Origin of the sequence: Kitasatospora sp. NPDC056184, from assembly GCF_042268405.1 — a bacterium.
Classification (GTDB): domain Bacteria; phylum Actinomycetota; class Actinomycetes; order Streptomycetales; family Streptomycetaceae; genus Kitasatospora.
The window spans coordinates 37168-62098 of record NZ_JBHJUI010000026.1 but is presented as its reverse complement, the minus strand read 5'-3'; the positions used below and the strand labels follow the sequence as shown (position 1 = coordinate 62098).

The window sequence follows — 24931 nt, the reverse complement described above, 5'->3', positions numbered from 1 at the left end:
GGGGGGCTAACGGGGAAACGTCGGTGCGTCGTTGTTCTCGGAGCGGGCCGCCGGGGGCGCGCGGTCAGTGCCGCAGGACCCGCGCGTACACCGCCTCGACGGCGCGTTGGGCGCCGGCCACGTCGAAGCGCTCGGCGCGCTCCCGGGCGGCGGCGGCCAGCCGGGCGCGCAGGTCCGGGTCCCCGGCCAGCCGGTCGAACGCGCCGGCCAGCGCCGCCGGGTCGCCGGGCGGGACGAGGAAGCCCTGCTCGCCGTCGTCCAGCACCTCGGGCATGCCGCCGACCCGGGTGACCACGGCGGGCAGCCCGCTGGTCATCGCCTCCATCAGCGCGACCGGCAGGCCCTCCTGGCGCGAGCTCAGCGTGAACACGTCCAGGGCGGGCAGCAGCGCGGGCACGTCGGCGCGCGAGCCGGCGAACACGACGCTGTCCGCGACGCCCAGTTCGGCGGCCCGGGCGCGCAGTCGCGCGTCCAGCGGCCCGGCGCCGACCAGCAGCAGCCGGGCGTCCGGGCGGCGGCCCAGCAGCGCGGCGTGCGCGGCGAGCAGGGTCGCCTGGTCCTTCTTGGGGGTGAGGTTGCCGACCGTGCCGACCACGAACGCGTGCTCCGGCAGGCCCAGTTCGGCGCGGGCGGCGGCCCGGGCGGCGGGCCCCTCGGGGGCGCCGGCCAGGTCCGGGCCGTGGTGCACCACGGTCACCCACTCGCCGGGGCGGCGCCGGCCGGGCGGGATGCTCCGGGCGACGGCGTGCGAGACGGCGATCACCGCGTCGTTGCGCCGGTACGTCAGCGCGTTCGCCCAGCGGGTGGCCGTGCGGTAGCGCTCCCAGACGTTGTGCTCGGTGTGCACCAGCCGCGGCGCGCCCCCCGCGAGGGTGGGGGCGAGCAGCCGGGTGGCGGCCGCCGGGACGGGCATGTGGGTGTGCACCAGGCCGTACCGGCGCGCGGCCAGCAGCGCGCGCAGCCGCAGCGGCCAGCGCGGATCGGCCCGGCCCGGGGTGCCCGGCGCGCCGCCCAGGCAGTGCACCGCCACCCCGGCCTCGGTGAGCGCGGGCGCGAGCGCGTCCTTCCACGGCAGGACGTAGGCGACCTCGATGCGGTAGCGCGAACGGTCCGCGTGGCGGGCGCAGTTGAGGAGCAGTTGTTCGGCGCCGCCGCGGCCGAGGCCCTTGGCCAGCCAGAGCACCCGGGTGGGCGCGTCCGCGGTGCCGTCCGCCGCTCCGGTCAGGGGCCCGTTCACCGCTCCTCCGCCTCGCGCAGCAGGGCCGGCTCGCCCTGGCCGTCGTCGGTCGCACCGGTCGCACCGGCCGGCCGGTGGCCGTTGCCGCCGCCCTCCGCCTCGGCGGGGCGCCGCGCCCAACTGGGCGTGGTCCGTCCGCCGCCGAGTTCGCCCGGCCGCTCGGACCCCCGGTCGGCGGCGGACCCCGCCGGCCCGGTCTGGCGCGGCGGTGCGGCGCTCTGCGCCCCGCCCCGGCCGGCCGGCCCGGACGCCCCGGAGCCGCCCGCCGGGGCGCGCCGCCGGCCGCCGGACGGCCCGTAGGTGCCGAGCAGCGCCACCCCGGCCACCGGGACCCCGGTGCGGGAGAGCAGCTCGGCCACCCGGTCGGCCTGTTCCGGCGTGACGTTTCCGCTGCGCACCGTCACCAGGACCGCGTCCGCGTGCTGCACCAGGTCGTAGGCGTCGTTGGCGTGCAGCAGCGGCGAGGTGTCGACCAGGATGACGTCCGCGTGCCGCCGGGCCCGGCGCAGCACCTCGCCGGCCCGCAGCACCAGCGCCGCCGGGTAGGCGGTGGTGTTGCCGCCGGTGATCAGCGAGACGCCGTCGACGTTGGTCGGCCGCACCAGGTCGTCCAGCTCGCCGAGCCGTTCGCCGCTGAGCAGTTCGGCCATGCCCGGCCCGTCGCCGACGCCGAGGTGGGTGTGCAGCTGCGGGTGGCGGAAGTCGCAGTCCAGTACGAGCACCTCGCGGCCGGTCTCGGCGAGCGCCGCGGCCAGGTTGGCGATGGTGATGGTCCGGCCGTCGCGGCTGCCGCCGGAGGCGACCAGGACCACCGGCGCGGGCTCGGCGAGCCGGCGCGAGGCGGTCCGCGCCGGGTCCCGGTCCTCGCCGCCGGCCGGGCGGGCCAGCGTGTCCGGGCCGGTCAGCAGCAGGGTCGAGCGCAGCGAGCGGTACGCCTCGGCGGCCGGGTCGGACGGCCGGCCGCGCACCAGCGGTTCGCGCACCCGGCGCTGCCGGCGCGACAGGTGCGGCACCTCGCCGATCACCGGCAGGTTGAACGCCTCCTCGACGGCGTTGCGGCTGCGCAGCTTGGTGTCCATCCGGCTGAGCATCAGTGCCGCGACCACGCCGAGCGCCAGGCCGAGCACCACCGCGAGGACGAGCCGCACGCTGCGGCTGGGGGAGGAGAGCAGGTTGCTGGTGCCCTGCCGGGCGTCGATGCTGCCCCACTGCTGGATGGCGTCGGTCTGGGCGCTGTTGGCCAGCTTGCTGATCGTGGTGAGGGTGGTGGTCAGCGAGGTGGCGGCGGCGGTCAGCTTGGGCTGCAGCTTGGGCTGGTCGGCGGCCGAGGAGCGGTTGAACTGGGCCTGGATCTCGTTCAGTTGCTGCTGCTGGGTGTCCGCCTGAGCCTGCAGCTTCTTGATCGTCTCGGCGGCGCTGCGGGCCGACTCGTCGCTGTAGCCCTTGATGATCGCCGCCGAGTAGGCGGTGGCCAGGTCGGAGCAGGACTGCTTGGTCGGGCCGGTGGTGGCGATGGTCAGCATCTGCGGGCTGTCCGCGGTGACGGTCCGGCGGGCGATCACCTCGGAGGCGTCGGCGATGCCGACGGCCTTGGCCGTGGCCGCGGCGACGTCCGCGCCCTGCGCGTAGGAGAGCACCTGGTCGGCGCGGACGGTGTCGCCCGCGCCCGCGACCGGGGTGATCGCGACCTTGCACTTCCATTTGGCGTTGTCCACCGTGTCGCCGGTCGGGGTCAGCAGCCAGCCGACGACCAGCGCGGCGAGCGTGCAGCCGACGAGCAGCCGCCAGTAGCGCCGCAGGACGGTGAAGTGGTTTGCCGGTTCCACCGGTTGGATCCCCTCGCGTTCGTGGTGCGGTGGTGCTGTCAGCGCCCGGCACGCCCCCGGCGGGAGCACGGCGGGTACGGGTACCGCTGGGTCACGCCCCCGGGCACGACCGCATGGCCCTCGCGGGCACGGTGGAATCCCTCGGCTGGTGTCGCAACCCGCCCCCCTGACGACTCGCGGCCGACGTCTCGACGACGCGCTCCCCACGGCCCGGCCCGGCTCCGGCGGTGCACCGCGTTCGGTGCCTGCCGACCGCCGCCCCCGCCGGTCCCCCTGCGATGCTTCCCGAGCCCCGACGTGCGGCGCAACCGCTTTGGCGATACTCGTCCGGGAGATCCCCGGCGGCCGGGCCCGGAGCGCCCGGATCCGGACAGGGCGCCCGGTCCCGGCGGGCCGGCGGGCGCGCTCAGACGGTCCGCAGCCGCAGCGAGCGCTCGTAGAACTCCACCATCTGGGCCGACACCTGGTGCAGCGTGAACGAGGTGAGGAAGCGCGCCCGGGCCGCCTTGGTCCGCACCCGCGCCGAAGCCCGGTCCTGCAGGGTGTCGGTCAGCGCCGCCGCCAGCGCGGCCGGCCGCTCCGGCGGCACCAGCCGGGCGTAGTCCTCCGAGCCCACCGTCTCGCGCAGTGCCGGCACGTCGGCGGCGACCAGCGGCACCCCGACGCCCATCGCCTCCATCGCCGCGCTGCCCAGCCCCTCCCAGCGGGACGGCACGGCGAACGCGTCGGAGGCCGCCATCAGGTCGAACACGTCGTCCCGCGGCCCGAGGAAGCGCACCCCGGCGGTCGCCGCGGCCAGCGCCCGCAGCCGCTCGCTCTCGCCGCCCTCGCTGCCGGCCAGCAGCAGCACCGCCTCCGGCTCCGCGCGCAGCACCTGCGGCCAGGCCTCCAGCAGCACGTCCAGGCCCTTCTGGTACTGCTGCCGGGCCGCCGCCAGCACCACCGGGACGTCCGGCGGCAGTTCCAGCGCGGTGCGCACGGCGGCCCGCCGGTCGGGCGTCACCGTGCCGAGGCGCTCCGGGTCGCGCCCGCGCGGCACCACGTCGATCCGCTGGGACGGCACCCGCAGCCGGTGCGCCATCGCGCCGGCCACGTAGCGGGTCAGCGCGTGGAAGCGCCGGGTGCCCTGCGCGGTCGCCGCGTCCACCGTCTGCGCGGCCCGCACCTTCCACGGGCTCAGCCCGCGCGCGTTGCGGTGCTCCGGCCCGTACGACGCGTTGACCAGGCTGGTCACCACCGGGGTGCGGGCGGCCAGCGCGGCGGCCCGGCCGAGCACGTCCGACTCGTACAGGGTGGTGTGCACCAGGTCCGGGCGGCGCTCGCGGACCAGCCGGTGCAGGGCGGCGACCGTGCGCCCCCGGGTGGGCCGGCCGACCCCGAACACGTCGGCCCCGGCCGCGGTGAGCTCCGGCTGGAAGCCGCCGGGGGAGTCCTTGAGGTACGCGACGTCGAGCTTCACCCCGGCCCGCACCAGTTGGGGGGCCATCGCCACCAGGCCCTGCTCGGCCCCGCCGACCCGGCTCACGCTGTCGATCACATAGAGCACATGCACAGGCCAACCCCCGCCCTCCTGGGCGCGCCCGGTCTCCCGTGCCGGGACGGCGCCCTGACTGCCGCTCAGCATCGCAGGTCGCGACCGGCACCCGCCAGCGATTCGGTCACACCGGGAACGGTGCCGAACGGCCGGTGGCGAATCGTCAGGGGGCGGACGACAGCGCGGAACAGGGCGCACGGGCCCTCCGAGGGGCGTACGACGGCGCCCGCCCGGCGCCTTCCGGGAGTACCCGCGCTGGCGTACGGACCACCGCCGGGTTGCGCGAAGGGGTCGTCCCAGGCCGGAGGCTGTGCCAAGGTCTGTCCCATGCCTGAAGCGACACCGGTCAGGACGGCCGGAACCCGCCCCCGCATCCTGCACCTCATCACCGATCCGCGCCGCCGCGGCGCGCAGGGCCTCGCCCGCGACCTCCACCGCGAACTGCGCCGCCGGGGCCAGGCCTCGGCCCTGCGCGCGCTCGCCCCGCACCCGGACGCCCACCCGGACGCCCCCGACACCCGCTCCACCACCGTCCTCGGCCCCGGCCGCCTCCACCCGCGCACCCTCGGCGCCCTGCGCACCGCCGCCCGCACCGCCGACCTCGTGGTCGCCCACGGATCCTCGACCCTCCCCGCCTGCGCCCTCGCCCTCGCCGGCACCCGCACCCCGTTCGTCTACGTCTCCATCGGCGACCCCCGGCACTGGACGCCCGGCCCGGTCCGCCGGCTGCGCACCGGCGCCCTGCTGCACCGCGCCGCCGCCGTCACCGCCCTCGCCGACGAGGCCCGCGACCTGCTCGTCGAACGCTTCCGGCTGCCCGCCGCCAAGGTCCGCACCATCCCCAACGCCCGCTCCGCCGACCGCTACCCGCCCGCCGCCGGCGAGGCCGACCGGCGTGCCGCCCGCCAGCAGCTGGGCCTGCCGCCGGACGGCCTGGTGGTCGCCTGGGTCGGCGCGATCTCCCGGGAGAAGCGCCTGGACCTCGCCCTCGACGCCCTCGACCGGCTCCCCGACGTGCGGCTCGCCGTCGCCGGGGACGGCCCGCTGCGCACCGCCCTGGAGCGACATCCGGCCGCCGCCCGGGCCCACTTCCTGGGCACCCTCGCCGACCCGGCCCCGCTCTACCGGGCCGTCGACGCCGTCCTGCTCAGCAGCGACAGCGAGGGAGTGCCCGGGGTGCTGATCGAGGCCGCGCTGGCCGGCCTGCCGGCCGTCGCCACCGACGTCGGCTGGGTCGGCTCGGTGGTCCGGGACGGCACCACCGGCGCGCTGGTCGCCCCCGGCGACCCGCTCGTCCTCGCCGAGGCGCTGGCCAAGGTGCTGGCCGGCGACCGCACCGGACTCGGCGCCGCCGCCCGCGCCCACGCGCTGGCCCACTGCGAGCTCGACCTGGTGGCCGACGCCTGGCAGCGGCTGTTCAGCGAGGTCTGCGGCCGCGGCGGACCGGGCGGACGCGGCTGACGCGTCCCGGTGCGCCGGGCCGGGTGCGCCGTTCAGGCGAATCCCGGCCCGACGCACCGGGACGACTGGCCGCCGACGTTCCGTCGCGCGTCACACTCCCCGGTGTGAAGTCGATCCTTCGAACCACCCTGCTGCTGGCCGTCGCCACCGGGATCGCCGCGTCCCCCCTCCAGGCCGCCGCCGCCAGCCACCACCAGCCGCCCCGCGAGGGCATCCCGTTCTCCCGCCTCGACACCATCCAGCCGGTGCGCGAGAGCGCCCGCACCGAGGCGCTGGAGTTCTTCTGGTACGACTGCGGGCACTCGCAGGCCCTGGAGCAGCCGCTCCAGGCCTGGACCGAGCGGCACCGCGACGATGTCGACCTGCGCCGCGTCCCGGCCATCTGGCAGGGCAGCCGCGAGGAGACCGCGCAGCGCGGCCACGCCCGGCTGTACTACACGCTGGAGCGCCTGGGCCTGGTCGACCGCCTGCAGACCGAGGCCTTCCGGGCGGTGCACACCAACGAGCAGGACCTCATCACCGAGGACACCGCCGCCGCCTGGGCGCAGAGCCAGGGCGTCGACCAGGACCGCTTCCGCGAGGCCTACCGCTCGGAGGAGGTGGGCCGGTCGGTCGACGAGGCCGCCGAGCTGTTCGTCCGCTACGGCATCAACGAGCTGCCCACCGTGGTCGTCCAGGGCGAGTACCGCACCTCGCCGACCAACGCCGGCGGCGTCGAGGCGATGCCCGAGGCGATGGACCACCTCGTCGCCCAGGACCAGCAGCGCCACCCGGCGCACACGCTGCTGCACTGACGCCTCCCCACCCCGATCGGCCCCTCCCCACCCCATCCGACCGCCCCGGCGGGTCGGCCGCACCCCGGCCGGCCCGCCCCTTTTCGGCCGCGCACCCCATCGCGATCCGATCACCTTCACCGAACCGACCCCCGGCGGCCACACTCTGTGCCAGAGTGGGCCCGGGCCGCGCCGCCGACGGTGTCAAGAGCCGCTGTGACGGGCCCACTTCTCGATACCGCCGGTACCGGAGAGGGCAGGTGTCCGTGGGGGGACAACGCGCGCAGCTCGTCGACGAGCGCGACAGCCAGACAACGCAGGCCCCGGGGCGGCGCCCGCCGGGCACCGACGGGCCGCCGCCCGAACTCGTCTTCAAACGCCGGCTCCGCCCGGCCCGGGTGGCCCGCGAGCTGTGGGGCGCCCGTGAACTCGTCCGCGCGCTCGCCGAACGCGACCTGCGCGCCCGCTACAAGCAGGCCGTGCTCGGCTTCGCCTGGGCGGTGCTCACCCCGCTCGCGCTGTGCGCCATCTTCACCCTGGTGTTCCGCCGCGCCGTGCACGTCGACACCGACGGCGCCGCGTACCCGCTGTTCGCCTACGTCGGCCTGATCGTCTGGCAGTTCTTCAGCAACACCATGAACCAGGGCGCGCTGAGCCTGGCCAACAACCTCAGCCTGCTCAACAAGGTGTACTGCCCGCGCGAGGTCTTCCCGCTCGCCACCATGCTGGTCGCCACCGTCGACATGCTGATCGGCACCGCGGTGCTGGGCCTGCTCTTCCTGGTCTTCTGGACCGCCCCCGCGGCGACCTTCCTGTGGGTGGTCCCGCTGCTGGGCATCCAGTTCGCCTTCACCTACGGCATCGCCCTGGTCCTGTCGGTGGCCGTGGTGTACCTGCGCGACGTGCGCCACCTGCTGCCGATCATCACCCAGATGGGCGTCTTCGCCACCCCCGTCGCCTACCCGCTGGCCCAGATCCCGGAGCGCCTCCAGGAGGTGTACGTCGGCCTCAACCCGCTCGGCGCGGTGATCGAGGGCTACCGCAACGCGCTGCTGTACGGCCGGGCGCCCGACGCCGCGCTCACCACGATCGCCGCGGTCTCCTCGGTGGTGTTCCTGGTCGGCGGCTACCTGCTGTTCAAGAAGCTGGAGACGGGGATCGCCGATGTCGCCTAGCCAGACCCTCCCGCTGGGGACCATCCGCACCGACCAGGTGTGGAAGCGCTTCAAGGCCGACCAGCAGCGGATGCTGCTGCGGGACAAGGTCGAGTCGATGGCCCGCCGGCTGCGCGGCGAGAAGGGCGAGGACTGGCGCTGGGCGCTGCGCGACATCTCGATGCACATCGAGCCCGGCGAGTCGGTCGGCCTCATCGGCTCCAACGGCTCGGGCAAGTCCACCCTGCTCAAGATGCTGACCCGGGTGATGTACCCCTACGGCGGGGTGATCGACGTGCGCGGCCGGATCGGCGCGCTGATCGAGATCCGGGCCGGCATCCACCCCGACCTGACCGGCCGGGAGAACATCTACCTGTTCGGCGCGCTGCTCGGCCTGCGGCGGCGCGAGGTGGCCACCCGCTTCGACGACATCGTCGAGTTCGCCCGGCTCGGCGGGGCCATCGACCGGCAGGTGAAGTTCTACTCCTCGGGCATGCAGATGCGCCTCGGCTTCGCGGTCGCCGCCTACCTGGAGCCGCACGTCCTGCTGGTGGACGAGGTGCTGGCGGTCGGCGACGCGGTGTTCCAGCAGCGCTGCCTGGACCGCATGCGCGAGGTCGCCGAGCAGGGCACCACCATCGTCTTCGTCTCGCACGACCTGCCCGCGGTGGAGTCCATCTGCCGGCGCGGCATCTGGCTGGAGCAGGGCTCGGTCCGGGTGGACGCCGGGATCAAGGAGGCGATGGCCGGGTACCGCGACTCCATCGAGGCGCAGTCCGAGGCCGGCGGCCGCACCGGTGAGCCGATCCAGCTGCTCAAGCACGAGGTGCGCGGCGAGGAGCGGGAGAGCCTCACCACCGACGAGCCGATGACCGTCGAGCTCACCCTGGGCGGCGACTACCGGGGCGACGCGACCCTGCACCTGGGCGTCAGCGAGGGCACCTCCAGCCCGATCTTCCAGATCAGCCACGAGATCCGGCTGACCGGTGAGGACCGCCGGGTGACCTGTGTGATCCCCCGGCTGCCGCTGCCGCGCGGCCGCTACACCCTCTGGACCGGCGTCTACAGCATCGGCAGGACCGACGGCGGCACGCTGATGAGCTGGCACTCGGCCGGCCAGTTCGACGTGTTCGGGCCGATGCTGGACTCCCCGCCGCGCGCCGTCGTGCTGGCCGCGCCGGTGTTCGTCCCGCACCACTGGGAGGAGTGAGGCGTGCGACCGGTCCGGGTGCTCGTCCATCTCAACAACCTGGCCCTCGGCGGCGCCCAGCTCAACGCGGTCGACATCGCCCGCACCCTGCGCGACCGCGGCCACGACCCGGTCCTGTTCGCCCAGGGGGTGGCCGGCCCGGCGCCGCTGGTCGATGTCGCCGCCGGGCACGGCCTGGACGTGGTGGTGGCGGGCGGCCCCGACACCCCGCACGCCGACGTCCGCCGCCGGCTGGGCCGGCTGGCCGCCGAGCACGGCAGCCAGCTGCTGCACGCCTGGGAGGTCCGGGCGGCCCGCAACTCCTACTTCGGGCCCGGGCGGTACGGCCGGCTGCCGGTGGTCACCACCTTCTACGGCATCCGGATGCTGCGCGGCCTGCCCCGGCACCAGCCGCTGGTGCTCGGCCTGGGCGCGCTGATGGGCGACGGCCGGGCCTTCGGCCACCGGGACGTCAGCCTCATCGAACCGCCGGTGAACACCGCCACCGACGCCCCCGGACTGGCCGACGGCCCGGCCTTCCGCCGCGAACACGGCATCGGGGACGACGAGTTGCTGCTGGTCATCGTCACCCGGCTGGTGCCCGCGCTGGAGAAGGACGCCGGCGCGGAGCTGACCGTGGACGCCGTCCGGCAGCTGGACGAGCCGCGGGTGCGGCTGGTGATCGTCGGCGCCGGCCCCAGCCTGGAGCCGCTGCGCGCCCGCGCGGCCGCCGTCAACGCCGACCTCGGCCGCCGGGCGGTGCTGGTCCCCGGCCAGCTGGCCGACCCGCGCCCGGCCTACCAGGCGGCCGACGTCGTCCTCGGCATGGGCGGTTCGGCGCTGCGCGGCCTCGCCTTCGGCAAGCCGGTGGTGGTGCACGGCGCGGCCGGGTACACCGCCGTTCACGAGCCCGGCCCGCTGGTCGAGCCGCACGCCTCGCGCTGCATGTACGGCTTCGGCGACGGCTCGCGCGCCCCCGAGGCGCTGGCCGCCCAGCTGCGCGGGCTGCTCGACGACCCGGAGCGCCGCGCCGAGCTGGGCGCCTGGGGGCGGCAGTGGGTGGTCGGCCGGTTCTCGCTGGAGAGCGTCACCAGCGCCTTCGAGGACCTCTACGCCCGGGTGCTGGCCCGGCCGGGCCGCACGGTGGGCTGGCTGAAGGACCTGGAGCAGATGACCCGGTACGAGTTCACCAAGCCGGCCGCGCTGCGGCTGCTGCGGCGGTGACGCCGGAACAGCTCCTCCTCCCACCGGTACGCGCGTGCCCTCCGACCGGGCCCGCGCGCTCATCGCCAACCGACCCGGCGCCGAGGGCGCTGCCGTATGCGCCCGCGCCGCGACCTCCTCGTCCGGCTCCGGGAACGGCCGCGCGCGGCTCGGTCCCGGCTCAGTCCCGGCGCAGCACCAGCGTGACGAAGCCGAGCGTCCCCCGGTAGCCGTGCAGCCATTCGGCGCGGTGCAGGTCGGCCGCCGCCAGGGCGTCCGCGGCGTCCGGGTGGTCGGGGTGGTCCAGTGCCCACGCGGCCAGCGTGCCGGTCCGGGCGAACTCGTAGGCGTCCCACTCCGATCGGCTGCTCACATGGGCGGACACCGGCGTCCAGCCGTCCGCCGCCACCCGGTCCAGGGTGGTCGCCAGGTCCGCGCGGTCCTCGCGCGCGGCACCGAGCGCGGCCAGCGCCGCCGCCGAGGGCTCGCACTCCCAGAACCCCTCGCCCACCAGCACCCGGCCACCGGGCGCCAGGTGCTCCCGGGCCGCGGCCAGCGCCGGCAGCAGGCCGCCGAAGACGTCCGTCGCGCCGACGTTCAGGACCAGCTCGAAGGGCCGGCGGTCGGTGAACTCCCGGGCGTCCAGGTGGTGCAGCCCGATCCGCCGCTGCACCCCGAGCGCCTCCGCCGACTCCCGGGCCAGGGCCAGCGCCGCCGCGTCCAGGTCCACCCCGACCGCCCGCCAGCGCGGCCGCGCGGCCAGCGCCCGCAGCAGCCAGGCCGCCCGGCCGCACCCCAGGTCCAGCGCCCGCCCCTCCTCGTCCGGCGCGAGCGCCCGCGCCAGGAGTGCCGCCACCGACCCGTCGGAGAGCGGCGCGGCGATCGGATGACGGGCGTGCGCGAGCCGGGAGACCGTCGGACCGTCCATCCGACCAGTGTGGCCCACCCCGGTTCAGTACGTCCGGCCTTTCCACGCGGCGCCCCTGCCCCGCCAGTGCTGCACCGCCGAGTCGACCGTCATCAGGAGGTAGAGCGAGGCCGTGAACGGCAGCAGCAGCGCCTCCGCCGGCGGGCGGCCGTAGTAGCGCAGCATCGGCACGAAGGTCCCCGCCATCAGCGCCCAGGCCGCCGCGCCCGCCGCCGCCACCGGCAGGGCGCCCGCCACCAGCCCCGCCACCGTCGCCACCGGCGGCACCAGGTAGACCAGCGCCAGCCCCAGCACCGTCCCCAGCAGCAGCACCGGCGAGTGCCGCAACTGGGCGTACGCGCTGCGCGACACCATCCGCCACAGCTGGGCGAGGCGCGGATACGGCCGCACGCTGTCCACCTGCTCCGCCAGCCCCAACCAGGTCCGGCCCCCGGCGGCCTTCACCGCCCGGGCCAGCGACACGTCGTCGATCACCGCGCCCCGGATCGCCGCCACCCCGCCCGCCCGCTCCAGCGCCTCCCGCCGCACCAGCGAGCAGCCGCCCGCCGCCGCGGCCGTCCGGGCACCGGGCCGGTTGCTCCACCGGAAGGGGTACAGCTGGGCGAAGAAGTACACGAAGGCCGGCACGATCAGCCGCTCCCAGCCCGTCTCCACCCGCAGCCGGGCCATCTGCGACACCAGGTCCAGCCGCTCGCCCTCCGCCGCGGCCACCAGATCGGCCAGCGAGTCCGGCCCGTGCGCGATGTCCGCGTCGGTCAGCAGCAGGTACTCGGCGTCCGGCCCGGCCAGCTCCACCCCGTGCCGCACCGCCCACAGCTTGCCCGTCCACCCCTCCGGCAGCGGGGGAGGGGTGGCCACGGTCAGCTCCAGGCCGTCGGGGGCGGCGAGCGAGCGCGCCAGCGCACCCGTCCCGTCCGAACTGTGGTCGTCCACCAGCACCACCCGGGCCCGCCCCGGGTACTTCTGCGCCAGCAGGCTCGGCAGCGACACCGGCAGCACCCCGGCCTCGTCCCGGGCCGGCACCACCACCGCCACCTGCGGCCAGCGCTCCGGCGGCCGGCGCGGCGGCAGCCGGACGTCGGTGCGCCAGAACGACCCGTGGCAGCCCGCCAGCCAGAGCCAGACCAGCAGGGAGAGCGCGGCGATCCACAGCAGGACGGTCACCCGGGCAGTCTGCCGCACCGGAGGTCCGGCGGGGGCCATCGACTAAAGTCTTGACCCGTGAAGATCGCACTGATGGACTCGGGAATCGGCCTGCTGGCCGCCGCCGCCGCACTCCGGGCGCTGCGTCCGGACGTCGATCTGGTGCTCTCCTCCAACCCCGCCTCGATGCCCTGGGGCCCCCGCACGCCCGAGGAGGTCACCGAGCTCGCCCTCGGCTGCGCCCGGGCCGCCGCCGCGCACCGGCCGGACGCGCTGATCGTCGCCTGCAACACCGCCTCGGTCCACGCGCTCGCCGCCCTGCGCGCCGAACTGGAGCCCGCGGTGCCGGTCATCGGCACCGTCCCGGCGATCAAGCCGGCCGCCGCCCTCGGCGGCCCGGTCGCCATCTGGGCCACGCCCGCCACCACCGGCAGCGCCTACCAGCGCGGGCTGATCCGCGACTTCGCCGGGGCGGCCGCGGTCACCGAGGTCGCCTGCCCGGGGCTCGCCGACGCCGTCGAGCACGGCGACGACGCGGCCATCGAGGCGGCCGTCGCCGCCGCGGCCGCCCGCACCCCGGCCGGCACGGCGGCCGTCGTCCTCGGCTGCACCCACTACGAACTGGTCGCGGACCGCATCCGCGCGGCCGTCGCCCCGAGCGCCCTGCCCTCGCTGACCCTGCACGGCTCCGCCGACCCGGTCGCCGCCCAGGCCCTGCGCCGCGTCCTCGACCCCACCCGCGAGGGCACCGGCACCCTCACCGTCCTCCACGCCGGCGCCCCCGCCACCCTCCCTCCCGCCGCCCTCGGCTACCCCCAGGCCCTCCCCTTCACGGCCCCCACCCCCTGACCACCCGGGCCCGCCGCGGGTCCCTGGCCGATGGGGCGCAGTGGGTGGACAACGCGATGTCGCTGCTGTCGTCCGTCGTGCTGGGTGGCGGCCGGTTCCCTGTTGGCGCGGCCCTGTCCGGGTTCGTCGGGTAGGTGGAGGAGGTCCGGCCTTCGTGTGGGCCCGCCGCCGGTCCCTGCGGTTCCTCCGCCGGCCTGGCCGGTCCCACCCGTCAGGGGTGCCCCGCGCCGTGACCGGCGGGGGCGCGGGCCGCGTCCGACGGCCGCGTCGACCTCGGCCGGGCCGGAGGGGAGGGAGCCGCGGTTCCCGTCGGCCCCGGCCGCCCGGATCCCCGGGGAGCCGCCCCCGGTCCCGGCGGCTCGCCGAACGGCGCCGATGCGCGCGTGTGCGGCCTGTCCGGGCCGCCCGGCGGCAGGACAGCGGCGTGGCGGCGCGGGAAGTCGACGGGGTCGGCGTCCGGTCGTGGGTGTGCGCAGGAAGCCGGTGGGGCGACTTCCTGCGCGGGGGAGGGGAGGGTCAGGCGGCCTGGCCGCGCCAGCGGCGGTAGGCGGGTTCCAGCCCGGAGAGGATGGTGTCGAAGCGCCGGGTGCTGGTCGTGGAGTCCACCTGGAGCCGGCTGATCTGGAGAGGGTGGGAGGGGAGCCGGGGGCCGAGGCGGTGGTCGGAGAGGAATCCGAGCCGGTAGCCCAGCTCCTGCAGGACGGTTTCGGCCCGGACGTCGTGGCCGCCGTCGGGGTAGGCGAAGGCGATGGGGGGCTCGCCGAGCCAGCGGGTGAGGGCTTCGTGGGCGCCGGTGATCTCCGCCCGGACGGTGGCGTCGTCGCAGCGGCCCAGGCACGGGTGCCCCTGGGTGTGGTTGCCGATGGCGACGCCGCCCTCGCGCAGGGCGACCAGGTCGGCGGGGGTGAGCTGGGCCTGGCCGGGCGGGCGCCGGTCGGCGCTGACCCGCAGTTCGTGGAGGCTGCGCCGGCGGTCCGGGTCGGGCATCGCCTTGAGTCGGCGGAGCAGCTGCGAGGGGTGCCCGCAGTCGAGGGAGCGGGCGCGCCCGCCGTGCCGGGCGAGGAAGTCGGCCTCGTGCCACCAGAACGGCTTCTCGGTGCCGATCAGCTCGGAGATGACGAAGGCGGCGGCCGGGATGCCGCGTTCGATCAGCGCGGGCAGCGCGTGGGTGAGGACGCTGCGGTCGGCGTCGTCGAAGGTCACCAGCACGCTGCGGGTGGGCAGCGGGCGCCGTTCGGTGACGGCCTGCTGCACGGCGGCCAGTGAGACGGGGGTCGCGAGTCTTCGCAGCCGGTCCAGCTGGGCGCCGAAGGAGCACGGGTCGGTCACCCCGTGGTAGGCGAGCACGGCGAGCCGCTGCGCCGCGCGGGCTCGGAAGAGCGGTTGGACGGGGGCGAACCGCAGCCACTCACCGCGCGCGTCGGCGGCGTGGCCGCCCGGGTGGCCGGCCGGCTCGGGCTCGGCGGGCAGGCGGACGGGCCCGGAGCAGGTGTGGGTGCCGGCGGACCGCAGCGCCCGGCCGCCCGGCGCGAGGGCGGCGGGCGGAAGGGCGGTGGTCGGGGTGACGATCGGCTGCCCGTCGGTCGTCACGGTGCCGGGCCCGGGCGGCGCGGCGGTGGTCGGCGGGGGCCGCAGGTCCGACAGGGCGGTCACCACGGCCCTGGTCCGGGCCGTGGGGCTGGAGGTCGATGTCGTGGAATGGGACTGCGGCACGGTTCCCCCTCGGTCGCCGATGCGGCGTGGCGGTACCGCCGGAGGACGGAGCCCGGCCTCCGACTCCAGGGCACGGCGGCTCCGCCCCCTGGGTATGTCCGGTCCGCGGCGGGGACTCCCAACCCGCACCGCGGACGGCTCCTGGATCGCTCAATGTAATGGAGACAGCTACGCCCCGTTGATGGTTGTACCGGACCGGCAAGGTTTTTTCGCAGATCGGGAACGATTCCGGGACGAGCTCGGAACGGGCCCGGAACGGCTCCGCGACACCCTGCCGACCTCCGGCCGCTCCCGTCCCGTCCGTCACGGAACGTGTCCGCCCGATCGCGTCCCGCATGCTGCCCGTGCGGCTGTGCGGGGGTACCTTGGGCTCATGGCAGATGCGGAACGTGATCACCTCCACCCGCACGGCGCGACCCGGATGGCCCGGTACTGTCACGGGGGCCCGCTGGTCACCCATCAGGTGCCGCTCGCGCTGGTGGGCCTGGCCTGCCTCGCGCTGGGCATCGTGGTGGCGGTCGTGGTTCCGGACAGTGACGGTCCGGCCTGGGCGATGGCGGTGGCGGGCTGCCTCGCGGCCGGCGTGCTGCTGCTCGGCCGGATCGGCTTCGCGCTGTTCCGCCGCCGCCGCGCGGCCGCCTGAGCGCGCACCGCGAGCCACCGGCGGACCACGCACGGAAACGGACGGATACGAGCGGAGCCGCTCAAACGTCGATCACCCGATCGAGTCCAACCGGTCAGATCGGCCGGTTTTCAGCCCATCTGCCAACTCCTTCTCGCTTCTTTCACAATTCCGGGGCACCAGCCCCACAGTTCCCCCTACTGTGATGTTCGTCCGGGGCGCCAACCGCGCCGGATGCGAGGCCACTTGACGGTGCCGGGGAGGGCGCCGCAGAGGGGGGAACGATGAGCGGCACCGCCGTGCCCGGAACGGCCCCGCCCGGCGGGGGGATCCGGACCCGGGTGAAACGCCAGCTGGCCCGCCGGGTCGGGACCAGCCCCGGCGAGGGCGCCACCGTCCTGATCTACCACCGGGTGGGAGGGAGGAGCCCGGACGAGCTGGACGTGTCCGCCGCCGACTTCGCCGCCCAGGCCGACCTGCTCGCCGCGCTGCCGCCCGGGCGGGTGGTCTCCCTGGACGAGGCCGCCGACCGGATCGGGGCCGGGCGCCGCACCCCGGGCGTCGTCCTCACCTTCGACGACGGCTTCGCGGACGTCTACGACAACGCCTGGCCGCTGCTGCGCGAGCGCGGCCTGCCCTTCACCGTCTACCTGGCCAGCGGCCACGTCGGCGGCGAGATGCGCTGGGAGGGCTCGACCGCCAAGGCGGCCGGCGCCCCGGCGCTCAGCTGGGCGCAGCTGCGCGAGATGACCGCCTCCGGCCTGTGCACGGTCGCCAACCACACCCGCACCCACGCCCGGCCCGAGCTGCTCTCCACCGCCGAGCTCGACGCCTGCAACGACGACGTCGAGGAGCACCTGGGCGTCCGCCCCCGGCACTACGCCTACACCTGGGGCGTGCCGGTCCCGCACATGGAGCCGGCCCTGCGGGCCCGCTTCCGGACCGCCGCGACCGGCGAGGTCGGCCGCAACACCCCCGGCGTGGACCCGGTCCGGCTGCGCCGGGTGCCGGTCCGCCGCACCGACCCGATCGACTTCTTCCGCGCCAAGCTGCACGGCCGGCTGATCCCCGAACGCGCCTACGCCGGGATCGTCGCCACCGCGAAGGCGGTGGGCGCCCGTGCCTGACAGCCGGATACCGGCGCGGCTGCGCGGCCCCGGCGGCCGCCCGCTGCGGGTCGCCCACCTCACCACCGTCGACATGAGCCTGCACCTGCTGCTCGCCACCGAGCTGAAGGTCGACCTGGAGGCCGGCTTCGAGACGTACGGGATCAGCGCGCCCGGCCCGTACGTCCCCCGGCTGGAGGCGATCGGGGTGCGCCACGAGCCGCTGCACGCGCTCACCCGGGCCTGGGAGCCGCGGGCCGACGCCGCCGCCGCCCGCGAACTGCTCGCCGTCCTGAACCGGATCCGCCCGGACGTGCTGCACACCCACAACCCGAAGACCGGCGTCCTCGGCCGGGTCCTCGGCCGCCTCGCCCGCGTCCCGGTGGTGGTCAACACCTGCCACGGACTCTGGGCGCAGGCACACGACCCGCTCGCCAAACGGGCCTTCGTGCTGGGCGCCGAGGCCTTCGCCGCCCGCTTCTCGCACGCCGAGCTCTACCAGAACGGCGAGGACCGCCGCACCCTGGCCCGCGCCGTCCCGGCCCGCCGCTCGCGGGTGGTCGGCAACGGCGTGGACCTCACCCGCTTCGCCACCGACCCGGGCGAGCGCGCCCGCACCCGCGCCGCGCTGCGCGCCGAACTCGGCGTCGGGCCGGACGAGCTGCTGGTCGGCGGGGTCGGCCGGCGGGTCGCCGAGAAGGGCATCGGGGAGTACGCCGAGGCGGCCCGCGCGCTGGCCGGCAAGGCCCGGTTCGTGTGGATCGGCCCCGACGACCCGGACAAGCCGGACGCCCACGGCGCCGAGTCCGGCGTCGACTTCCTCGGCCCGCGCGGCGACATGCCCGCCGTCTACGCGGCCCTCGACGTCTTCGTGCTCCCCTCCTACCGGGAGGGGTTCTCCCGCTCCGCCATGGAGGCCGCCGCCGGCGGCCTGCCGATGGTGCTCAGCGACATCCGGGGCTGCCGCGAGATCGGCACCCACGACGAGCACCTGCTCCTCGCCCCGCCCGGCGACGCCCGGGCCCTCACCGGCGCGCTGGACCGGCTCCTCACCGAGCCCGGCCTGCGCGAGCGCCTCGGCGCCGCGGCCCGCCGCCGCGCCACGGCGCAGTTCGACCAGCGCGCGGTCGCCGCCGTCTCGCTGGCCACCTACGCGGCCGTCGCCCGCGCCAAGGGACTGCCCTGGACGGTCGGCTGAGCCCGCCCACGACCACACCACCGCATCAGGGGGAAGGACCGTCATGAAGCGAGGGGGGGACCTCGCGATCACCGCCCTGGCCGGGATCGTCGCAATTCCGCTCGGCCTGGTGATCGCCCTGCTGATCCGCTGCACCATGGGCGGACCGGTGCTCTTCCGGCAGACCCGGACGGGGCTGCACGGCAAGGAGTTCGAGATCCTCAAGTTCCGCACCATGCGGGACCGGCGTTTCCCGGAGGAGCCGGACGCTCCCCGGATCACCCGGCTCGGGGAACTGCTCCGCAAGACCAGCCTGGACGAGCTGCCGCAGCTGTGGAACGTCGCACGCGGCGAGATGGGCGTGATCGGGCCCCGGCCCACACTGCCCGAGCAGGTCGTCCACTACTCCCGCCGGCAGCGCGGCCGGCTCGACGTCCGGCCCGGCCTCACCGGCTGGGCCCAGGTCAGGGGCCGCAACTCCATCACCTGGCCCGAGCGGATCGAGCTCGACCTCTGGTACGTCCACAACCGTTCGCTCGGACTCGACCTGCGGATCCTGCTGCTGACCGTCAAGGTGCTGCTGCACCCGGCCGGGATCACCGCGGCCGGCGGCGTCAACCCGGGCTTCCCGGCGCCCACCGAGCCGGCCGACACCGGCGTGCCGGTGGCCGCGGGAGCCGCCGAGCAGCCGCCCGCCGTGATCAGCCTGCCCCGGCAGAGCACGGCGTCCCGGCTGGCCCCGCCGGTCCGCACCGCGCCGGTCCACGCGGCCGTCGAGGAGGCGTCCTGACCGCCGGACCGGGCAGGATGGCCCCCGTGCCCTCCGCAACCGCCCCGCACGGGCTCTGGATCGCCGGCGCCGGGGGCGTCGGCCGCGAGGCGCTGGACACCGCGCTCGCGGCCGGCGTCCCGGTCGCGGGCTTCCTCGACGACAGCCGGCACGGTGACACGGTCCGCGGGCTGCCCGTCCGCCGGCCCGCCGAGCTCGAACCCGGCGCCCGCTACCTGGTCGGGATCGCCGACCCGGCCGTCCGGCAGCGGCTCGCCGCCCTGCTGGACGGCCTGGGCGCGGAGCCGGCCACCCTGGTCCACCCCCGGGCGCTGATCGCCCCGGACACCGTGCTCGGCCCGGGCTGCCTGGTGATGGGCGGCGCCTACGTGTCCAGCAGCGTCCGGTTCGGCGCGCACAGCCAGGTCCACTACAACGCGACGGTCGGCCACGACGCGGTGCTGGGCGAGCGGGTGACGGTCTACCCGGGCGGCAACGTCTCGGGCGCCGTCCTGCTGGCGGACGGCGCCACCGTCGGCTCCAACGCCGTGGTCCTCCAGGGCCGCGAGGTGGGCGAGGGTGCCTTCGTGGGCGCGGCCGCCGTGGTGACCCGGGACGTGCCGCCCGGCGAGGTCGTGGTCGGCTCCCCGGCCCGCCCGCTGCGCCGGGACTGACCGGGCGGCGGACCGGCCCGCGGCCGGGTACCCGCGTCCGGCGTCCCGGTAGGGTGCGGGCCATGGCCATTCCCGCGTTCCTCGCCGACCTCCGCGCCGTGGTCGGCTCCCGCATGCTCTGGCTCAGCGCCGTCGTCGCGGTCGTCCTGGACGACGACGGCCGGGTGCTGCTCGTGCAGCGCGTCGACGACGGCTGCTGGGCGCCGCCCGGCGGCATCCTCGACCCGGGCGAGCAGCCCGCCGACGGAGCGGCCCGCGAGTGCCTGGAGGAGACCGGCGTGGTCGCCGTCCCGGAGCAGCTGCTGGCGGTCACCGTCTCGCCGGAGATCACCTACCCCAACGGCGACCTGACGCAGTACCTGGAGGTCGTCTTCCGCTGCCGCCCGACGGGCGGCGAGGTCCGGCTGGACGAGGACGAGACGCTCGCGGTCGGCTGGTACGCCCTGGACGCGCTGCCGCCGATGGGCGAGAAGGAACTCGCCTGGATCCAGCGGGCGGTGTCCGGCCACTCCGAGGCCGCCTTCCGGTGGAACGGCGCCGTGTTCCCCTAGCCGAGCCCCTCAGAGGCCGCGGAACCAGGCCGCGGTCCGCTCCAGCCCCTCGCGCAGCGGGACCGGTGTGACGTCCGGGAACAGCTCGCGCAGCCGCGTGTTGTCGGCCTGCGAGTCCCGGACGTCGCCGGGCCGCGGGTCGACGTGCGCCACCTCGACCGGGCGGCCGAGCACCGACTCCAGCTCGCCGATCAGCTCCAGCAGCGAGGTGCGGGTGCCGAAGGCCAGGTTCACCGGGTCGGCGTGCACCACCCGGCGCAGCACGGCCTCGGTGATCACCTGGGTGACGGTGCCGACGAAGGTGAAGTCCCGGCTCTGCCCGCCGTCCCCGTGCACGGTCACCGGCCGCCCGGCCAGCGCGGCGTCCAGGAAGGCCGGGACGACGGCCGCGTAGGCGTGCCCGGCGGGCTGCAGCGGGCCGAAGACGTTGAAGAACCGCAGCGGGAGCACGCCCAGCCCGTAGCAGTGGTGGTAGGCCGCCAGATAGGACTCGGTGGCGAGCTTGCTGACCGCGTACGGGCTCATCGGCGCGGTGCGCATGCTCTCCTGCTTGGGCAGCTCGCGGTTGGCGCCGTAGACCGAGGAGGAGGACGCGGCGGCCACGTACAGGTCCCCGGCGCGGCGGGCCGCCTCCAGTACCTCCAGGGTGCCGGTGGCGTTGGCGTGGTGGCTGGCCAGCGGGTCGGCCACCGAGCGGGGCACGGAGGGCAGCGCGGCGAGGTGGACCACGGCGTCGGCGCCGGCGAAGGCCTCGTCCAGCAGCGCCCGGTCGAGGATCGTTCCCTCGTGGAGCACGGCCTCGGTGCCGGCGAGGTTGGTCTTCCGCCCGGTGGAGAGGTCGTCCACGACCCGGACCTGGTCCACCTCGGGCCGGGCCAGCAGGGCCCGGACCAGATTGGCCCCGATGAATCCGGCTCCGCCGGTGACGACCACGCGCATGGCTGAGGTTCCCCCCTCACGACCACCCGGCCCCTCGGCCGGTCCTGCGCCGATGGTAGCCGCGCGGTCACCCGTGGTGGGCCGGAACCCCGAGAACGGCCGGAAGCGGCCAGGCGCGGGGCGCGGCGGGCACCGGACGGGGGGTCAGCCCTTGGGCTGGCGGTACGCCTCCTCGGCGGCGTCCAGCACCGCCGCGAGGTCGCCGCCGGCGGTGGCCGTGGCCACCGCGGCCACCGCGCCCTCGACGAACGGGGCGTTGGCGAACCGGACCGGGAACGGCAGGCCGTGCTCGTCGGCGTCGGCGAGCAGCGCCCGGACGGTCGTCACCGCGCCGCCGAGGTCGGCCAGCACGACCACGCCGTGGCCCTGGTCGACCCGCCGGGTGGCGGCGGCGACCAGGACGGCGCTGATGCCGGGGCCGGCCACCAGGTCGCCGCCGGTCGCGGCCACCGGGGCCGGGGAGTCGTCGCCGCCCAGCGCGAGGGCGAGGGTGCGCACGGCGTTGGCGAGTTCCTGGCTGTGCGAGACCAGGACGACGCCGACCCGGCCGTGCGCGGGCGGCCGGCCCGCCCCGGGCCGGGGCAGCGGGGCCGGTGCGGGCGGGGTGCGGGGCGCCGGGGGGTGGGCCGAGGGGGCGTCGGAGATGGGGATGACATCGGCGCGGGTGCCGTCCCGGCGGCTCATCGGCTGCTCCTCGGGGCGCTCGGTGGGAACTCGGGCGGGAACCTGTCGGAACCCGGTCGCGAACTCGGTGGGGGCTCCCCACACTCTGGCAGTTCGCCCGTCGTCCGCCCGCACGGGACACGCGCCCGAGGGGGCCGGGCCGGGGCCGCCGACGGCCCGTCGGGCCCGGTCGGGGGAGTCCTGCCGATCCCGCCGCCCGGGGCCGTGCGGGTGACTAGGCTGGGGCCGTTCAGGCCGTCGGGAGGAGAGACCAGCAGTGGCAGCCAACAGCGTGACCGGGGTGGAGTCGACCGGGTCGGAGGCCGCGGGAGCGGTGGAGCTCGGCGCGAACGGGAAGCCGAAGGTGGACTTCGCCGGGGCGACCTGGCTGTGCAGCAGCCAGGGCGTGGGTGACGTCCAGATCGCCTTCGTGGACGGCTACATCGGCATGCGGGACGGCCGTCAGGAGGACGGCCCGGTCCTGGTGTTCACGCCCGCCGAGTGGCGGGCCTTCGTGCTCGGCGCGCGGGACGGCGAGTTCGACCTCACCTGACCGGATCCCGGCCGGACGTCCCGCGGGGCGCCCGGCCGGGGCCGAAGGTCTCCGCGGGCCATCGTTCTGATCACATTTGAACGTACCCTGTCATAATTTCTGTTGACTGCTGGACAAACGCAGCTCAGAGTATGAGCACAGGCAGACGCCGTGCCCACCGCCCCCACGCGGCCAGACACGGCGCCTGCTGTGCGACCCGGCAGCGCTGCCGAGTCTCCTCCCAGTCATCCCCTGCGCACCGGGGTGCGTCGGCCGGTCCCGGCCCACGAGGGGCCGGCAGTCGCCGGGAGGATGGCGCCGCACCCGAGAGCGACTCGGAGGCGGTGCCGTTGCCCGGGACCCGCACGCCCCCACGCGGCGGCGTCCCGAGCAGATCCGCGGGAGCGACGGGCCGGGGCCCCGCGGACCTTGCTTGTGATGCATGGAACTGTTGGCTTGTGTGCTGTGCGGTGTGCGACGTCGAAGCTGGGTGCTCGGCGGATCGGCACGACGGTGTGCACAGTGAGGGAAACGCGTGTAGGGCCGCGTTGCGACATGCCGTCCCCCCGAAGGGTGAAACCCAGAACGGCTGTCGTGCTGAACCGAACGTAGCCCGGACGGTTGCTCAGAGTCAACATTGGTCTCTGAGCGTGGATCTCCGTCCGGCGCCCCACCCACCCCGCGAACGCGGCGTGCCGGGCACGTACGATGTTCCCATGTCTTTTCTCCGCCGTCGCTCCGGTCAGCCCACCGGCCCGGACTTCGACGTGCTCGCCATGGACCCGGGCGACTGGCCCGGCGACTTCGGTGCGGCCATGATGACCGGCCCGGACGGCTCCTGCCAGGGGATTTTCCTGCGCTACGACCTGTTCGGCGGCAGAGGCCCGGCGATGTTCATCGGCAACCTCCCCGAGGGTTCGCCGGCCCGGGACACCGGCGACAGCGTGCCCTTCGAGGTGCGCCAGCTGCTCGCGGCCCTGGAGGACGAGGAACCGGTCGAGTTCGTCTCGGCGGAGGACTTCCCGGTCATGCTCGGGGACGACCTGCTGATCGTGAAGAAGGTCAAGGTCAGCGAGGGCCGGGTCTTCTGTGCCCAGTTCGGCCGGAGTGACGGGGTGCAGGTCACCATCGCCTCCTGGGACCGACCGATTTCGGACGACCTCTACCAGTTGCTCAAGCCGCTGCCCGCGGACATGTTCCAGCAGGGCTGAAAGGTGCCGGAAGCCTGCCCCGGAAGGCAGGGTTCCGTTTCCCGTTCCGGTCCTCGCCGCCCTTCCGCCACCCCGCTCGTTCCGGGCCCCGGACGCTGCTTGACGGCCTCGATCACGGCTTCGTAAAGTCGCGGACATGTCGTGCCGTCCCCTGCTGCTGACCCGTCGCAGCTACCTCGACCTGCGACGCACCGCCAGCGCGGCGTGTCCGGGCCACTGAGGGGGATTCGTCCCCGAGGCGGCGGGTGGGCGGCCGAGCGGCCGGCGCCGGTCCGGGGGGCGAGATGTTCGCCGACCCCGGGTTCCGGGGGCGGGCGTTCCGTCGACTCCGGGGCCGCCTACCGGTACCGCGCGCCCGTCCCGGCGTGTCGAGGAGTCAGAGCCCACGCTGCCGCCCGGAGGCACCAGCCCCATGAGCATCATCGCTGCCGACCAGCCGTCCGCCGCCCCGTCCCCCGTCGAGACCGCCCTCGCCGGGCTGCCCCGGGTCGTCGACCTGCTGGCCGCCCGGGCCGAGGAGCACGACCGCGACGCGACCTTCCCCTACCAGGGCATCGAGGCCGTCCACGAGGCCGGACTGCTCACCCTGACCGTCGACCGGCGGTACGGCGGGCCCGGCGGAACGCTCGCCGACACCGTCCAGGTGCTGTCCCAACTCGGGCGCGGGGACGCCTCGGTGGCCGTGGTCACCGCGTTCACCCTGCTCCAGCACGCCGAGCAGGCGCGGACGGCGAACTGGCCGACGGCCGGCTACCGGCGGCTGCTCACCGAGTCCCGGCGCGGGCCGGCCCTGGTCAACACCCTGCGGGTGGAACCCGGCGGCCGCAGCGGCGAGCCGCCGGCCACGGTGGCCCGGTGGGACGGCGAGGGCTGGCGGCTCACCGGCCGGAAGACCTACTGCACCGGCGCCGAGGCGCTCGCCTGGCTGGCGGTGACCGCCCGGACCGAGGAACCGGAGCCCCGGACCGGCACCTTCCTGGTGCGCGGCGAGAGCGAGGGCCTGGAGGTCGACCCGACCTGGGACCAGCTCGGCCTGCGGGCCAGCGCCAGCCACGACGTGGTGCTGGACGAGGTGCGGGTGCCCGCCGAGCTCGCGCTCGGCCTGAACCCGCCGAAGGGCGGCGCCGGAAGGGGCGCGAGCGGGTCCGCCGCGCGCCCCGGTTCCGCCTCGGGCGCCCCTGCCGGGGTGGTCCCGGCGGCCGAACTGGGCCGGGCCTGGCACGATTTGGCGCTCTCCGCGGTGGCCGTCGGGGTCGCCCGTTCGGCCCAGGACTGGCTGGTCCGGTTCCTGCACCAGCGAACTCCGGCCAATCTCACCGAGCCGCTCGGCAGCCTGCCCCGCTACCGCAGCGCGCTGGGCGAGATCGAGACCCAGCTGATCGGCGCGGAGGAACTGGTCCACGGACTGGCCCCCCGGGTCGACCGGGCCGAGCCGGACGCGGTCGCCCGGACCGGACCGGCCCACCTGCTGGCCACCCGGGCGGCGATATCCGCCGTCCAGCAGGCCGTCTCGCTCACCGGCAACCCGGGACTGAGCCGCCGTCACCCGCTGGAGCGCTACCTGCGGGACGTGCTCAGCAGCCGGGTCCACCTGGCCCCCGACGAGGCCGTCCTGGAGACCGCGGGCCGGGCCGCCCTGGAGCGCGGCGCCCGGCCCTGACCGGGTGCCGGCGGCCG

Annotated in this window: 23 protein-coding genes; 15 read left to right on the top strand and 8 right to left on the bottom strand. The window is 76.0% G+C overall.

Annotated features, from left to right (window positions below; all coding sequences use genetic code 11):
• Positions 1-64: 64 nt before the first annotated feature.
• The 3 genes from ACFC0B_RS34175 to ACFC0B_RS34165 all read right to left on the bottom strand — a co-directional run bounded on the left by ACFC0B_RS34175 (position 65) and on the right by ACFC0B_RS34165 (position 4615).
• A complete protein-coding gene (locus tag ACFC0B_RS34175; RefSeq protein ID WP_376094957.1) occupies positions 65-1237 on the bottom strand; it encodes a glycosyltransferase in 1173 nt (390 codons plus the stop codon).
• Complete coding sequence (locus ACFC0B_RS34170) at positions 1234-3063, bottom strand: tyrosine-protein kinase family protein (protein ID WP_376094954.1); 1830 nt, start codon at positions 3061-3063, stop codon at positions 1234-1236. The genes ACFC0B_RS34175 and ACFC0B_RS34170 overlap by 4 nt, the downstream gene beginning before the upstream one ends.
• Positions 3064-3469: 406 nt before the next feature.
• On the bottom strand, positions 3470-4615 hold the full coding sequence (locus ACFC0B_RS34165) for a glycosyltransferase family 4 protein (RefSeq protein ID WP_376094951.1): 1146 nt from the start codon (positions 4613-4615) through the stop codon (positions 3470-3472).
• Between the two features lie 309 nt (positions 4616-4924).
• Between ACFC0B_RS34165 and ACFC0B_RS34160 the strand changes: the two genes are divergently transcribed.
• From ACFC0B_RS34160 to ACFC0B_RS34140, 5 genes are all read left to right on the top strand, one after another.
• On the top strand, positions 4925-6058 hold the full coding sequence (locus ACFC0B_RS34160) for a glycosyltransferase family 4 protein (protein WP_376094948.1): 1134 nt from the start codon (positions 4925-4927) through the stop codon (positions 6056-6058).
• Between the two features lie 104 nt (positions 6059-6162).
• On the top strand, positions 6163-6852 hold the full coding sequence (locus ACFC0B_RS34155; RefSeq protein WP_376094945.1) for a thiol:disulfide interchange protein DsbA/DsbL: 690 nt from the start codon (positions 6163-6165) through the stop codon (positions 6850-6852).
• A 245-nt stretch (positions 6853-7097) separates the two neighbouring features.
• Entirely contained in the window at positions 7098-8006 is a 909-nt protein-coding gene (locus ACFC0B_RS34150; RefSeq protein ID WP_376094942.1) for an ABC transporter permease, read from the top strand.
• On the top strand, positions 7996-9195 hold the full coding sequence (locus tag ACFC0B_RS34145) for a polysaccharide ABC transporter ATP-binding protein (RefSeq protein ID WP_376094939.1): 1200 nt from the start codon (positions 7996-7998) through the stop codon (positions 9193-9195). Before ACFC0B_RS34150 ends, ACFC0B_RS34145 begins: the two co-directional genes overlap by 11 nt.
• A gap of 3 nt (positions 9196-9198) precedes the next feature.
• Positions 9199-10398, top strand: a complete 1200-nt coding sequence (locus tag ACFC0B_RS34140; protein ID WP_376094936.1) for a glycosyltransferase family 4 protein — start codon at positions 9199-9201, stop codon at positions 10396-10398.
• 160 nt (positions 10399-10558) lie between these two features.
• Here ACFC0B_RS34140 and ACFC0B_RS34135 read toward each other — a convergent pair whose 3' ends face one another.
• Positions 10559-11305: an SAM-dependent methyltransferase gene (locus tag ACFC0B_RS34135; protein ID WP_376094933.1), complete on the bottom strand. Its 747-nt coding sequence runs from the start codon at positions 11303-11305 to the stop codon at positions 10559-10561.
• Between the two features lie 24 nt (positions 11306-11329).
• Positions 11330-12469, bottom strand: coding sequence for a glycosyltransferase (locus ACFC0B_RS34130; protein WP_376094930.1), 1140 nt, complete (start codon positions 12467-12469; stop codon positions 11330-11332).
• A gap of 57 nt (positions 12470-12526) precedes the next feature.
• On the opposite strand from ACFC0B_RS34130, the gene ACFC0B_RS34125 reads away from it, so the two are divergent.
• Positions 12527-13297: a glutamate racemase gene (locus ACFC0B_RS34125; protein WP_376094927.1), complete on the top strand. Its 771-nt coding sequence runs from the start codon at positions 12527-12529 to the stop codon at positions 13295-13297.
• A gap of 516 nt (positions 13298-13813) precedes the next feature.
• On the opposite strand, the gene ACFC0B_RS34120 is transcribed toward ACFC0B_RS34125, so the two are convergent.
• Positions 13814-14950, bottom strand: a complete 1137-nt coding sequence (locus ACFC0B_RS34120) for a polysaccharide deacetylase family protein (protein ID WP_376094924.1) — start codon at positions 14948-14950, stop codon at positions 13814-13816.
• 433 nt (positions 14951-15383) lie between these two features.
• Between ACFC0B_RS34120 and ACFC0B_RS34115 the strand changes: the two genes are divergently transcribed.
• The 6 genes from ACFC0B_RS34115 to ACFC0B_RS34090 all read left to right on the top strand — a co-directional run bounded on the left by ACFC0B_RS34115 (position 15384) and on the right by ACFC0B_RS34090 (position 19909).
• Positions 15384-15653, top strand: coding sequence for a hypothetical protein (locus tag ACFC0B_RS34115; protein WP_376094921.1), 270 nt, complete (start codon positions 15384-15386; stop codon positions 15651-15653).
• A gap of 263 nt (positions 15654-15916) precedes the next feature.
• Positions 15917-16759 carry a polysaccharide deacetylase family protein gene (locus ACFC0B_RS34110; protein ID WP_376094918.1) on the top strand — a complete coding sequence of 281 codons (843 nt, stop codon included), beginning with the start codon at positions 15917-15919 and terminating at the stop codon, positions 16757-16759.
• Complete coding sequence (locus ACFC0B_RS34105) at positions 16752-17936, top strand: glycosyltransferase (RefSeq protein ID WP_376094916.1); 1185 nt, start codon at positions 16752-16754, stop codon at positions 17934-17936. Before ACFC0B_RS34110 ends, ACFC0B_RS34105 begins: the two co-directional genes overlap by 8 nt.
• A 43-nt stretch (positions 17937-17979) precedes the next feature.
• On the top strand, positions 17980-18705 hold the full coding sequence (locus tag ACFC0B_RS34100) for a sugar transferase (RefSeq protein WP_376094913.1): 726 nt from the start codon (positions 17980-17982) through the stop codon (positions 18703-18705).
• A 26-nt stretch (positions 18706-18731) separates the two neighbouring features.
• The gene (locus tag ACFC0B_RS34095; RefSeq protein ID WP_376094910.1) at positions 18732-19358 is read left to right on the top strand and encodes an acetyltransferase; all 627 of its coding nucleotides are present in this window, start codon (positions 18732-18734) and stop codon (positions 19356-19358) included.
• Between the two features lie 62 nt (positions 19359-19420).
• Positions 19421-19909 (top strand): NUDIX domain-containing protein, encoded by a 489-nt coding sequence (locus tag ACFC0B_RS34090; RefSeq protein ID WP_376094907.1) that lies wholly within the window; start codon positions 19421-19423, stop codon positions 19907-19909.
• 9 nt (positions 19910-19918) lie between these two features.
• On the opposite strand, the gene ACFC0B_RS34085 is transcribed toward ACFC0B_RS34090, so the two are convergent.
• Together ACFC0B_RS34085 and ACFC0B_RS34080 are read right to left on the bottom strand one after the other, a co-directional pair.
• Positions 19919-20848 carry an NAD-dependent epimerase/dehydratase family protein gene (locus tag ACFC0B_RS34085; protein ID WP_376094904.1) on the bottom strand — a complete coding sequence of 310 codons (930 nt, stop codon included), beginning with the start codon at positions 20846-20848 and terminating at the stop codon, positions 19919-19921.
• Positions 20849-20992: 144 nt separating this feature from the next.
• Positions 20993-21532 (bottom strand): PTS-dependent dihydroxyacetone kinase phosphotransferase subunit DhaM, encoded by a 540-nt coding sequence (locus ACFC0B_RS34080; RefSeq protein WP_376094901.1) that lies wholly within the window; start codon positions 21530-21532, stop codon positions 20993-20995.
• A 313-nt stretch (positions 21533-21845) separates the two neighbouring features.
• Here ACFC0B_RS34080 and ACFC0B_RS34075 point away from each other — a divergent pair, with 313 nt between their 5' ends.
• From ACFC0B_RS34075 to ACFC0B_RS34065, 3 genes are all read left to right on the top strand, one after another.
• Positions 21846-22064, top strand: a complete 219-nt coding sequence (locus ACFC0B_RS34075; protein WP_376095059.1) for a DUF397 domain-containing protein — start codon at positions 21846-21848, stop codon at positions 22062-22064.
• Positions 22065-22759: 695 nt separating this feature from the next.
• A complete protein-coding gene (locus ACFC0B_RS34070; protein ID WP_376094898.1) occupies positions 22760-23254 on the top strand; it encodes a hypothetical protein in 495 nt (164 codons plus the stop codon).
• Between the two features lie 412 nt (positions 23255-23666).
• Positions 23667-24914, top strand: a complete 1248-nt coding sequence (locus tag ACFC0B_RS34065; RefSeq protein WP_376094895.1) for an acyl-CoA dehydrogenase family protein — start codon at positions 23667-23669, stop codon at positions 24912-24914.
• Positions 24915-24931: the final 17 nt, after the last annotated feature.